Annotated in this window: 10 protein-coding genes; 4 read left to right on the top strand and 6 right to left on the bottom strand. The window is 66.2% G+C overall.

The genetic code is table 11. The features are described 5' to 3' along the window. Positions 1–21: 21 nt before the first annotated feature. Positions 22–1134, top strand: coding sequence for an HD domain-containing phosphohydrolase (locus ACFQZQ_RS02380; RefSeq protein ID WP_386811077.1), 1113 nt, complete (start codon positions 22–24; stop codon positions 1132–1134). Between the two features lie 4 nt (positions 1135–1138). Beyond that, entirely contained in the window at positions 1139–3283 is a 2145-nt protein-coding gene (locus tag ACFQZQ_RS02375) for an ATP-binding protein (RefSeq protein ID WP_386811076.1), read from the top strand. Between the two features lie 77 nt (positions 3284–3360). Here ACFQZQ_RS02375 and ACFQZQ_RS02370 read toward each other — a convergent pair whose 3' ends face one another. After that, positions 3361–4209, bottom strand: coding sequence for a crotonase/enoyl-CoA hydratase family protein (locus tag ACFQZQ_RS02370; protein ID WP_386811075.1), 849 nt, complete (start codon positions 4207–4209; stop codon positions 3361–3363). Between the two features lie 169 nt (positions 4210–4378). Next, positions 4379–6055 (bottom strand): long-chain fatty acid--CoA ligase, encoded by a 1677-nt coding sequence (locus ACFQZQ_RS02365; RefSeq protein WP_386811074.1) that lies wholly within the window; start codon positions 6053–6055, stop codon positions 4379–4381. 236 nt (positions 6056–6291) lie between these two features. On the opposite strand from ACFQZQ_RS02365, the gene ACFQZQ_RS02360 reads away from it, so the two are divergent. Next, positions 6292–6687, top strand: a complete 396-nt coding sequence (locus ACFQZQ_RS02360) for a nuclear transport factor 2 family protein (protein ID WP_386811073.1) — start codon at positions 6292–6294, stop codon at positions 6685–6687. 239 nt (positions 6688–6926) lie between these two features. Here ACFQZQ_RS02360 and acnA read toward each other — a convergent pair whose 3' ends face one another. The 4 genes from acnA to ACFQZQ_RS02340 form a co-directional block, all read right to left on the bottom strand. Next, positions 6927–9689, bottom strand: coding sequence for an aconitate hydratase AcnA (gene acnA / locus ACFQZQ_RS02355; RefSeq protein ID WP_386811072.1), 2763 nt, complete (start codon positions 9687–9689; stop codon positions 6927–6929). Positions 9690–9945: 256 nt separating this feature from the next. After that, a complete protein-coding gene (hflD, locus tag ACFQZQ_RS02350) occupies positions 9946–10548 on the bottom strand; it encodes a high frequency lysogenization protein HflD (protein ID WP_386811641.1) in 603 nt (200 codons plus the stop codon). 77 nt (positions 10549–10625) lie between these two features. Further along, complete coding sequence (mnmA, locus tag ACFQZQ_RS02345; protein WP_386811640.1) at positions 10626–11765, bottom strand: tRNA 2-thiouridine(34) synthase MnmA; 1140 nt, start codon at positions 11763–11765, stop codon at positions 10626–10628. Between the two features lie 5 nt (positions 11766–11770). Further along, entirely contained in the window at positions 11771–12250 is a 480-nt protein-coding gene (locus ACFQZQ_RS02340) for an NUDIX hydrolase (protein WP_386811071.1), read from the bottom strand. Between the two features lie 125 nt (positions 12251–12375). Between ACFQZQ_RS02340 and clpS the strand changes: the two genes are divergently transcribed. Beyond that, complete coding sequence (gene clpS, locus ACFQZQ_RS02335; protein ID WP_386811070.1) at positions 12376–12702, top strand: ATP-dependent Clp protease adapter ClpS; 327 nt, start codon at positions 12376–12378, stop codon at positions 12700–12702. Positions 12703–12774 lie beyond the last annotated feature (72 nt).

Genomic DNA, 12774 nt, shown 5'->3' with positions numbered 1-12774 from the left:
GCTGCCAGAACCGCGGCCGCGATGTATTCTCATGCCGTAGCCATCACGGATCGATGGCGCCACCCAGGTACCTGCGTGAACGTCGTCATCGTCGATGATCAAACCTCCGCGCGCACCATGCTGCGCCACATCGTTGAAGACATCGCGCCCGAGCTCGCGGTGCACGACTTCGGCGAGCCGGAGGTCGCGCTGGGTTGGTGCGAGAGCCACCATCCCGACCTGCTGTTGCTGGACTACCGCATGCCCGTCATCGACGGGCTCGAGTTCGCGCGCCGCTTCCGCCGACTACCGCTGAACCGCGACATCCCGATTATCCTGGTGACGGTGGTCGGCGACGAGCCGATCCGGCAGGCCGCGCTCGATGCCGGGGTGATCGATTTCCTGGTCAAGCCGGTGCGCCCGCGCGAGCTGCGCGCGCGCTGCCGCAACCTGTTGCAGCTGCGACAGCAGTCCGAGAACGTCAAGCAGCGCGCGCTGTCGCTGGAGCAGCGGCTGCTGTCGAGCATGCACGAGGTCGAGGAACGCGAGCGCGAGACCCTCTCGCGGCTGGCCCGCGCGATCGAGTACCGCGACACCGGCACCAGCGCTTACCTCGAACGCATGGCCCGCGTCGCCGGCCTGGTCGCCGAGCAGTTGGGCATGTTCGAGGACGAGGTGCGGATGATCGAGATGGCCGCGCCCTTGCACGATATCGGCAAGATCGCCATCCCCGACGCGGTGTTGATGAAGCCCGGCCCGCTGAGCGAGGAGGAGACCGCGGTCATGCGCCGGCATCCGCTGATCGGACACGAGTTGCTCAGCGGCAGCCAGAACCGTTTCATCCAGACCGGCGCGCTGATCGCGCTGCGCCACCACGAGCGCTTCGACGGCAGCGGCTACCCCGATGGCCTTGCCGGCGAGGAGATCCCGTTGGAAGCAAGGATCGTGGCCGTGGCCGACGTGCTGGATGCCTTGATCTCCCCGCGGCCGTACAAAAAGGCCTGGGACCTGGACGCCTCCTTGGCCTACCTAATCGACCAGCGCGGCCGGCTGTTCGATCCGCGTTGTGTGAACGCGCTGCTGGACAGTCGATCGCGACTGGAGGATATCTGCCAGCGATTCTCGGCCACAGCGCGACGCCCGGGCCTGTCGTGAGTCCATGAACCACCTGATTGCCGGCCTGAAACGACGCCTCTCCGATCGCCCCGACAGCGAGCATGGGCAGGCGTTGGTGCGGCTGGTGATCGCCTGCCTGATCGTGGCCTACCTGTGGGGTCTGCGTGGGGTCGGCGACCGGGGCAGCGCCAGCGAGACCATGTTGCTGGTCATGCTGGCCGAGGCGGTGGTGGGGCTGGCCCTGCTCGCCGCGATCGTGATCGCGCCGGGTGTCTCGCACCCGCGCCGCTGGATCGGGATGCTGGCCGATTACACGACGCTGGCGACGCTGATGTCGCTGGATGCCCCCTCGTTGGCGCCGCTGTACGTGCTGATCCTGTGGGTGACCATCGGCAACGGCTTGCGTTACGGCCCCACCTACCTGTACTCGGCATCGGCGCTGGCGTCGGTGGCATTCCTGGCGGTCGTGCTCGGCGCGGACTACTGGCGCGCGCAACCCTATCTGGCGGGTGGGCTCGCGCTGGGCCTGGTTGCGATCCCGGCCTATCTCTCGTCGTTGTTGCGCAGCCTGCAGAAGGCCACCGAGGAGGCCGAGCGCGCAAACGCCGCCAAGAGCCGGTTCCTGGCCAACATGAGTCACGAGTTCCGCACGCCGCTCAACGGCATCATCGGCATGGCCGAGTTGATGCACGGAACCCGGCTGGCCCCGGATCAGCGCGAGTACGCCGAGGTCATCCACACCTCGGCGCAGTCGCTGCTGTTGCTGGTCAACGACGTGCTGGACATCTCCGCCATCGAGGCGGGCAAGCTCCAGCGCAAGGACGTCGATTTCAACCTGCAGGAAATTCTGCAGCGCCTGCAGAAGATGCTCCAGCCGCTGGCAACCACCAAGGGGCTGTCGCTCAAGGTTGACATCGGGCAAGACGTGCCGGTGCGCCTGCATGGCGACAGCGGGCACCTGGCCCAGATCCTGCTGAACCTGATGCACAACGCGATCAAGTTCACCGAGGAGGGCAGCGTGGCCCTCTCGGTGAGCCTGGTCGAAACCGACAGTGACCCGCTGCGCCTGCGTTTCTCGGTGCGCGATACCGGCATCGGCGTGCCGGATGGAGACATGGACAGGATCTTCCTCGCCTTTGAGCAGAGCGAGACAGGTCCGACCCGCCGGTTCGGAGGCACCGGCCTGGGGACCACGATCGCCAAAACCCTGAGCGAACTGCTCGGCGGGCGGATCGGACTGGAGGCCAACCCTGGTGGTGGAAGCCACTTCTGGGTCGAGTTGCCGATGCAGCTCCAGGACATCACCCTGGTGCAATCCGGCCTGGACCGGGATCAGGGGAACAAGGTCGTCTCGTTCGACGACCCGTTCATTCGCCACCGGACCCGCGTGCGCGGCCTGCGGGTGCTGATCGCCGACGACCAGTCCGCCAACCGCATCGTGCTGACCCGGATACTCGAGCGGGCAGGCCATCGCGTGCAGGCGGTGGTCGATGGCGAACAGGCGCTGGATGCGCTTGAAGGCAATCCGTTCGATCTGGCCGTGCTGGACATGCACATGCCCGGGCTCAGCGGCCTGGATGTGATTCGCCAGCTGCGCTTCATGCAAGCCGGCAGCGCGACGAGGACGCCGTCGATCGTCCTGAGCGCCGATGCCACGGTGCAGGCAGCGGAAGCGGCCAGCGAGGCGGGTGCGCGGGCGTTCCTCACCAAGCCGGTCGTGGTAGGCCGCTTGCTGGAGACCATCGCCGAGGTCATGGACGTGCAGAAGCTGCCGGCCGTGCGCGCGATCAGCGATGTCGTGCGCCCGGTCACCAACCCGGCGGTGCTGCAGGAATTGGCGGACATGGGGTTGGGCGCGACATTCCTGCGCGATTTCGTCGAGCAATGCATCAAGGACGCCAACGCCTGCCAGGCAGATCTCGCGAAAGCGGGCGCGACCGGCGACTGGGAGCAGTTCCGCGAAATCGCCCACGCCTTGAAAGGCATCTCGGAGAACCTCGGCGCGCACTCGATGGCCGAGCGTTGCTCGCAGATCATGCGCGCCAACGAAGATGCCCTGGCGCGCGAGCAGCACAAGCTGGTGACCGAAATGTCCAACCAGCTTTCAGCGGTAGCCGAACTCAGCCGGCAGGAAGTCACCCGGCTCACGCGGACCGGCCGCAGCACGGATGTTCCCGACGTTTCCTGACCGCGGTCGCGGAGGATCCTGCCACGTCAGATGACGTGGCTGGATCCACTTCCCCCCAACAGATCCAGCGAGCTTGGTCAGGCGGATGCAGAGATCTGCGGGCTGGCTTCGGCACGTTTCTGCTGCGCGCGAATCAGGCGTTCCATGGTTTTCAGGCCACGGTCGTTGAGCCGCATCGCCGCGTCGACCCATTCGGTGGTCACCGACAACAGCTCATCCAGGCTCACCGGGCGACACGCCTGTCGGACCGTGTTCATCGCGCGCAGCGAATTGCCCATGCGCTGGTGGCGCTTGATCAGGTCGCGGGCGGCCTGCATGCCTTGGCCTTTGGGCACCACCATGTCCACCACCCCCATCCGGAGCAGTTCCTCGACCGGATAGACGCGGGCGTCGAGCATCATCCGCTCGGCTTGGGTCGGCGTTACCCGCCGGGTCAGGAACGTGTAGGCGCCCATTCCGGGGAAGAGGTCGAACAGCACCTCGGGGAAGCCCATGCCCGCACCTTCCTCGGCAATGATCGTGTGGCAGCACAACGCCGCCTCGAACCCACCTCCGAGCGCGTCACCCTGGATGACTGCGATGCTATGTACACGGTCTTCATACAGCCGATAAAAGTTGAACGCGACCTCGACGCACAGCCGTGCGTACTCGAGCAGCCGGCCGCGATTGTTGCTGCGGATCAGATGGGCGAACAACGACAAATCGCCGCCAAGGTTGAACACGTCTGCGTCGGACGCCAGCACCAGGTGGTGGATGCCTGCCTGCGGATTCTGGTCGGCGGCCAGGTCGCGACGGATCCGGTCCTGGGTGCGCTTCATTTCCTGCAGCAGGCGCTCCGAGAAGCAGGGGTGGTACACCGGCGAGGGGTTGGCGTGCATGTAGCACCAGTCCACCTGCCCGGAGGCTTCGGTGACCTGGCGGAACAACGCAGGATCGGCATTGACATGGAGGCGAGTAGGGATCGACATGGTAGAGCTCCGGAGGACGTAAGCAGGCTAAAGCGCCTGCATTTCGATGCTACACCTGGCTCCGGACACAAATGAAAAACCCCTCCGGAGAGGGGTTTTTCTTCATGAATCCCGGCTCTTGCGAGGTTCAGGAAGCCGGTGGATCGCGCAGTTCACGACGCAGGATCTTGCCGACGTTCGTCTTGGGCAGTTCGGTGCGGAACTCGACGAACTTGGGGTGCTTGTATCCGGTGAGATTGGTGCGGGCGTGCGCCTTGACCTGCTCGGCGGTGAGCGCGGGATCCTTCTTGACAATCACGACCTTGACCGCTTCGCCGGACTTGTCGTCTGGGACGCCCACCGCGGCAACCTCAAGCACACCGGGCATCATCGCGATCACGTCCTCGATCTCGTTGGGGTACACGTTGAAGCCGGACACCAGGATCATGTCCTTCTTGCGGTCGACGATGAAGAAGAACCCGTTCTCGTCCATCTTCGCCATGTCGCCGGTGTGCAGCCAGCCGTCCGCGTCCATCACCTGCGCGGTCTCCTCGGGCCGCTGCCAGTAGCCCTTCATCACCTGCGGGCCCCTGATGCACAGCTCGCCGACTTCGCCCATCGGCATCTCGTTGCCGTTCTCATCCTTGACGCAGGCATCGGTGGACGGGATCGGCAGGCCGATCGCGCCGTTGTACTCGGCCAGGTCCATCGGGTTGATGCACGCCGCCGGGGAGGTTTCGGTCAGGCCATAGGCTTCGAGCAGGGTGCTGCCGGTGACCTGCTTCCAGCGCTCCGCGACCGCCCGTTGCACGGCCATGCCACCGCCGAGGGTCAGGTGCAGCTTGGAGAAATCGACCTGGTCGAAGCCCGGGGTGTTGAGCAGTCCGTTGAACAAGGTATTCACGCCGGTGATCGCGGTGAACGGGACCTTCTTCAGTTCCTTCACGAACCCGGGCATGTCGCGCGGATTGGTGATCAGGTGGTTGAGCCCGCCGAACTTCATGAAGACCAGGCCGTTCGCCGTCAACGCGAAGATGTGGTACAGCGGCAGCGCGGTGATGATGATTTCCTCGCCGAGCTTGACGTTGGTGCCGACCCACGCGGCGGCCTGCTGCATGTTCGCCACCAGGTTGCGGTGGGTCAGCATCGCGCCCTTGGCCACGCCGGTGGTGCCGCCGGTGTACTGCAGGAAGGCGATGTCCTGCGGGTCGATCTTGATCTCCGGCAGGGTCTGCATCTGGCCCAGCGTCAGCGCGTCCTTGAAGCGGATCGCGCCGGCGATGTCGTAGTCGGGGACCATCTTCTTCACGTGTTTGAGCACGAAGTTGACGATCGAGCCCTTCGGGAAGCCGAGCATGTCGCCCAGACCGGTGGTGATGACCTGCTTGACCTGGGTACCGCCGATCACTTCCTGGACGGTGGTGCCGAAGTTGTCGAGCACCACGATCGCGCTGGTACCGGAATCCACCAGCTGGTGCTTGAGCTCGCGCGCGGTGTACATCGGATTGGTGTTGACCACCGTCAGCCCGGCGCGCAGCACGCCGAAGGTGGCGATCGGATATTGCAGGCAATTGGGCATCATGATCGCGACGCGATCGCCCTTCTTGAGCTTGAGTTCGCCCAGCAGGTAGGCGGCAAACTGCGCGCTGAGCTTGTCGATCTGCGCGTAGGTCAGGGTCTTGCCGAGGTTGGCGAACGCGGGGCGGTCGCGGTAGTTGGCGACCGCGGCTTCGAACACGGAGACGATCGAGGGGTACTCATCGACGTCGATCTGCGCGGGAACCCCTGCCGGGTACTGGGCCAGCCACGGACGTTCAATACTCATCGCGATCCCCTTGTTGCTCGCTGTTGTCGTTGCACGCCGGTCGCGGATGCGCTGCCGTACGGTCGTTGCAAGGATTGGAGCATAGGCTCTAGGGACTGGCAAGGCGGCCACGGAGGGTTCGTGCAGCCGATACTGTCGGCATCCGCGGCCACGCAGCGTGTGTCCGGTAGAACTGGGAGTGATGGACCATGCTCGCTTCGCGAACGATCCATGCCTGCTGGGTCGGAGTGCTCCTGATGCTGCTGGCGGTCGGGTGCGGCCGCACGTCGCCGAAGCAGCGATTGCGCGACTCTCTGGACGGGTTGAAGGCATCGCTGGAAGCGCGCGACGTCGCGGGGATGCAGCAGTGGCTCGCGGACGATTTCATCGGCCCCGAAGGGCTCGATCGCACCGGCGCAAAGCGGATTGCGCAGGGAGTGTTCCTGCGCCATGGCGACATCGGAGTGAACGTGGGTCCGCTGGACGTTTCACTGCGGCCGCGCCACGCCACGGTGAGCTTCAGCGCGGCGCTGACCGGCGGTTCCGGCGGCATGCTGCCGGAGACAGCGCAGCTGTACGACGTCGAGACGGGCTGGCGTCTGGACGACGGCGAATGGCGTTTGACCAGCGCTCGCTGGACGCCGCGACTCTAGCTTTCGCGAAGCGCGAGGGACGAAACGAAAAGAGCGGCCGTAGCCGCTCTTTTCGCACCCACCGAGCATCGGCAAGAAAGCGTGGTTTACGCCGCTTTTTCGCCGCCAGTTGGCGCAACAAGTAGTAATGCAGGATGCCGCCGTGGTGGCTGAGTCAGGGTGTTTGCGAACCATTGGTTCGCGCCCTGACGAAGACCGGCGGCCATGCCGCCGGCGGGCTTCCGCCCCTCAACTTGCGATCAGGCTGCCTTCCTTGCTGCCAACTGCCGCAGGACGTAGTGCAGGATGCCGCCGTGGCGGAAGTACTCGACTTCCTTCGGCGTCAGCAGCAGCACCTTCACTTCAAACGTCTTTTCGCTGCCGTCGGCCTTGCGGGCCACGATGGTCGCGGTCTTGGCAGCGCCATCGGCGAGGCCGACCACGTCGATCGTCTCCGAACCATCGAGGCCATGCGACTTGGCGTTCTCGCCGGCATGGAACTGCAGCGGCAGCACGCCCATGCCGACCAGGTTGGAACGGTGGATGCGCTCAAAGCTCTCGGCCACGACCGCCTTCACGCCCAGCAGGTTGGTGCCCTTGGCCGCCCAGTCGCGCGACGAGCCGGTGCCGTACTCCTTGCCGGCGAACACCACCAGCGGCACGCCGTCGGCCTTGTACTTCATCGCCGCGTCGTAGATCGCCAGCTTCTCGCCAACGCTGCCGGTTTTGTCGAAGTACAGGGTGTTGCCGCCTTCCTCGCCACCGAACATCAGGTTCTTGATGCGGATGTTGGCGAAGGTGCCGCGCACCATGACGTCGTCGTTGCCGCGACGCGAACCGTAGCTGTTGAAGTCGGCCGGCTGCACGCCGCGCGCCTGCAGGAAGCGGCCCGCCGGCGAGTCTTTCTTGATGTTGCCCGCTGGGGAGATGTGGTCGGTGGTGATCGAGTCGCCGAACAGGCCCATGACGCGGGCGCCATGGACGTCGTCGATCGAGCCGACCTGCATGGTCATGCCATCGAAGTAGGGCGGGTTCTTGATGTAGGTCGAGGACTCGTCCCACTGGAACGATTCGCCTTCCGGCGAGGCGATCTGGTTCCAGCGGCTGTCGCCCTTGAACACGTCGGCGTAGTTCTGCGCAAACAGCTCCGGACCCACGGTCGCGGCGATCATGTCGCCGATTTCCTTGTTGGTCGGCCAGATGTCGCGCAGGTAGACCGGCTTGCCGTCGGGCGTGTGCGCCAGCGGGTCGTTGGTCAGGTCGATGTCGACCGTGCCGGCGATCGCGTAAGCCACCACCAGCGGCGGCGAGGCAAGGTAGTTCATCTTCACTTCGGAGTGCACGCGGCCCTCGAAGTTGCGGTTGCCCGACAGTACCGACGCCACTACCAGGTCATTCTCGGCGATGCCCTTGGACACCTCGTCCGGCAGCGGGCCGGAGTTGCCGATGCAGGTGGTGCAGCCGTAGCCGACGACGAAGAAGCCGAGCTTCTCCAGGTCGTCCATCACCCCGGCCTTCTTCAGGTAGTCGGTGACCACCAGCGAGCCCGGCCCGAGCGAGGTCTTGACCCACGGCTTGGCCTTGAGGCCGAGGCGCGCGGCGTTGCGTGCCAGCAGGCCGGCACCGAGCATCACTGCCGGGTTGGAGGTGTTGGTGCAGGAGGTGATCGCGGCGATCACCACCGAGCCGTCGTTGAGGTCGCAATCCTGGTCGTGGATGCGGATGTTCGACTTCGGCTTGGCGGCCAGGTGTTCGGCCTGCGGCTGGTCGCCGCCTTCGGCGTCCATGCGCTTGACCTCCGTCTTGCGCGCCGGCCGGTTGGCGGTCAGGCCTTCGAGGTTGGCGTGGAAGTTGTCCTTCATGCCGCTGAGCAGCACGCGGTCCTGCGGGCGCTTGGGGCCGGCCAGCGACGGCTTGATCTCCGCCAAGTCGAGTTCCAGCGTGGCCGAGTAGCTCGCGTGCGGCGAGTTGGCGTCGTGCCACAGGCCCTGGGCCTTGGCGTAGGCCTCGACCAGCGCGATCTGCTCCTCGCTGCGACCGGACAGGCGCAGGTAGTTCACGGCCTCGGCATCGATCGGGAAGATGCCGCAGGTTGCGCCGTATTCCGGTGCCATGTTGGCGATCGTGGCGCGATCGGCCAACGGCAGGTGCTGCAGGCCTTCGCCGAAGAACTCGACAAACTTGCCGACCACGCCGAGCGAACGCAGCATCTGGGTGACGGTCAGCACCAGATCGGTGGCGGTGGTGCCCTCGGGCAGCTTGCCGGTCAGCTTGAAGCCGACCACCTGCGGGATCAGCATCGACGAGGGCTGGCCGAGCATCGCGGCCTCGGCCTCGATGCCGCCCACGCCCCAACCGAGCACGCCGATGCCGTTGATCATGGTGGTATGGCTGTCGGTACCGAACACGGTGTCCGGAAACGCCTGCAGCACGCCGTCGACCTCACGGCCCATGACCACGCGGGCCAGGTTCTCCAGGTTCACCTGGTGGACGATGCCGGTGTTCGGCGGCACCACCTTGAAGTTCTCCAGCGACTTCTGGCCCCAGCGCAGGAAACTGTAGCGCTCCAGGTTGCGTTCGAACTCGATCTTGCCGTTGAGTTCCAGTGCATCGGCGCGGCCGAACACGTCGACCTGCACGGAGTGGTCGATGACCAGTTCGGACGGTATCAGCGGGTTGATCTGGTTCGGGTTGCCGCCCAGCTTGGTGACCGCGTCGCGCATCGCGGCCAGGTCGACCACGCACGGCACGCCGGTGAAATCCTGCAGCACCACGCGCGCCGGCATGAAGGCGATCTCGGTGTCCGGCTCGGCCTTGCAATCCCACTGGGCGACGGCTTCGATGTGGTCCTTGCCGACCGTCATGCCGCCATCTTCATGGCGCAGCAGGTTCTCGAGCAGGATCTTCATCGAGTAGGGCAGCTTCGACAGGTCGAAGCGCTGGCCCAGGATGGGCAGGCTGAAATAGGTGTACGACTTGCCGTTGACGTCGAGTTGCGCGCGGGTGGCGAAGGAGTCTGCCATTGGGGGCTCCGTGGCTGCAGCTAAAGGGGAAAGCGCGGGAGACAACACCGCGAGAAAGCCCCGTAATTATGCCGCAAACGCCGGCGTGTTGCCCGCGCCCGACCCTGTACTTTCGTCCTGCGACGCCGATACGAGACGCAACGCGACGCCCGCCCGGTGGTCGTACGCCGTTGGATCCGAGGCTTGCCCGGACCGATTCGTGGTTGAGCCTGAAGAGCGATCCGAGCGCGGCTCGGATCTGCGACACGGGCGCCAGTCAGCCCAGGTGCGCGCGCACCGCGGCCGCCAATTCGCCCCGACGCAACAGGAAATCCCAGAGGCTGCCGCCGAGTTGCCGCCACAGCACCGCCGAACGCACCGCGGCCAGCAGCACCGCGCGGACTTCGGCAACCACCGTTGCCTGCCCCAGGTAATGCGGGTTGCCCTGCACCTGGACCCGCGGACGCAGGTGGCTCAGGGTCTCGGAGTACAGGCCGCCGAGCGCCGCCAGCACTTCGGGGTGGGTGCTGCTGCCCAGGCGTTGCGCGGCGGCGGCTTGCGCGCGGATGCCGGCCTGCACGCGGCGCGCCATCGCGTCGTCGCGGACGAAGCGCCGTTCCAGCTGCATCACCGCCAGCGCGAGCCGCGGCAACTGCTCGTCGCGCGACTGGCTGGTGAAGTAGTCGCGCAGCAGCATCAGGCCTGGCCGCAGCGCAGTGCTGTCGCCGTAGACGTCGGCCGGTGAGTCCGCATCGATGCGGAACACCGAGTCCAGCGCGGTCCCCAGCACGCTGGCATCGGCGTGGCCGGTGTCGGCGATGCGGCGCACCTGGGCCAGCGCCTGCACCAGCCCGGCCAGCGCGAGCACGCGCCCGGACATCGGGTTGAACACCACCGGGCTGAACCCGGCCTGCGTGACCCGTGCTCCGGCGCCGGATTCTGGGGTAGGGGATTCGGTCATGCAGCAGCGGCCTTCATTCGGAGTTCGAGTGGTGCGTCGGTGGCGGCGATCACCGCGCCGCCGAGGCAGATGTCGTCGTGATACAGCACCAGCGACTGGCCAGGCGTGACCGCGCGTTGCGGGCGGGCGAAGCGCACCTGCACGGTACCGTCGGTCTTGAGCATCACCTCGCAGGCCTCGTCGGCTTGCCGGTAGCGGGTCTGCGCCGTACATGCGAAGCGGCTTGCCGGTGGTGCCCCCGCGACCCAGTGCGCCGTTTCCGACCACAGCACCTGCGACTGCAACCACGGGCTGTCGATGCCCTGTTCTACGTACAGCACGTTGCCGGCGACGTCCTTGCCGACGACATACCACGGCGCCGGTTCGAACCCGCGCACACCGCCGATGTTCAGCCCTTCGCGCTGGCCGAGTGTGAAATAGAACACGCCAGGGTGCTGGCCCACGACGCGGCCGTCCGGGGTGCGGATCTCGCCCGCGCGGGCGGGCAGGTAGCGCGCGAGGAACTCGCGGAAATCGCGCTCCCCGATGAAGCAGATGCCGGTGGAATCCTTCTTCGCCGCGGTCGGCAGGCCGGCGTCGCGGGCGATCGCACGAATCTCGCTTTTCAGGATGCTGCCCAGGGGAAACCGGGTTGCCGACAACTGCGCCTGGCCCAGCTGGTGCAGGAAATAGCTCTGGTCCTTGCTGCGGTCGATCGCGCGCAGTAACTGGAACTCGTCGCCCTGGCGTTCGACGCGGGCGTAGTGGCCGGTGGCGATGAACTCCGCGCCCAGTTCGCGCGCGGCGTCAAGGAAGTGCTTGAACTTGATCTCGCGGTTGCACAGCACGTCGGGGTTGGGGGTGCGACCCGCCGCGTACTCGGCGAGGAAGTGCGCGAATACGCCTTGCCAGTACTCGCCGGAGAAATCGCGGAAGTGGATCGGCAAGCCCAGCCGCCCGCACACCGCGACCGCGTCGCGGCGGTCGTCGTCCGCGCGGCAGTCGCCGCTGCCGTCGTCGGCCCAGTTCTGCATGAACAAGCCGGCCAGCGGTTCGCCGGCATCGCGCAGCAGCAACGCCGCCACCGACGAGTCGACGCCGCCGGACATGCCGACGATGGTGCGAACGCCCGGGACCGGCGCCGCCTTGGCAGGCATCGGGCTCATGCCAGGTGCTGCATCAGGTCCAGCGGGTGGCGGCGCCCGGCCAGGAAGTCCGTCGCCGTGCGCCAGACCAGCGGGCTGCGATGACGGACGCGTTCGGCCTCCAGCTCGGCCGGGGACAGCCACAGGGCGCGGACGATGCCCTCGTCGAGGTTGCGCGACGGGTCGTGGGCAACCGGCTCGGCGGCGAACGCGAAGCGCAGGTAGTGGCGACCACCGCTGCCGTCCGGTTGCGACGGTGCTTTCCACTGGTAGGCACCGACGAACGCGGTGAGGCGCACGTCCCAGCCGGTCTCCTCGCGGGTTTCGCGCAAGGCGGCCTCGACCAGGCTCTCGTCGGGCTCCAAGTGCCCGGCCGGCTGGTTCAACACCAGGCGGCCGGCAACGGTCTCCTCGACCATCAGCAGCCGGCCGCCGTCGACGACGACCGTGGCAACGGTGACGTCAGGTTGCCAGAAGCGGCCTTCGCGATAGCTCACGGGGGATTGATCCTCGTCCATCCAACACGAAACGTGTTCCACGGCATTTTGCAGCCCGCCTGCCGGGGCGTCCATGTGGTTTTTTCCCGAATGGGCGCCGACGGGCCCGGCTTATAATCGCCGCCATGCCCAAGCACACCGAACAAGAACACGAGCACGGCCACGGCGCGATGGTCGAAACCAGCAAGCCGGAGGTGGCACGGCCGCCGCTGTTTTCCGTCCTGCTGCTGAACGACGATTACACCCCGATGGACTTCGTGGTCGAGGTGCTGCTGCGCTTTTTCCCGCTCAACGTCGAAAAAGCCACCCAGATCATGCTGCACGTCCACACCCGGGGCCGCGGCGTATGCGGCGTGTTCACCCGCGAAGTGGCCGAATCCAAGGTGGCGCAGGTGAACGAATTCTCCAGGCTCAACCAGCACCCCTTGCTGTGCACGATGGAAAAGGCCTAGAACGTCAGGAAACAAGGCCTGAAAGGCCCGCGGGGGACGTCTGTAGCAAGTGAGGGAACGAGTTCGCAGGGC

The sequence above is a fragment of the Lysobacter koreensis genome (assembly GCF_042677045.1).
Lineage (GTDB): Bacteria > Pseudomonadota > Gammaproteobacteria > Xanthomonadales > Xanthomonadaceae > Lysobacter_K > Lysobacter_K koreensis.
This window is presented reverse-complemented; position numbering and strand designations above follow the sequence as displayed.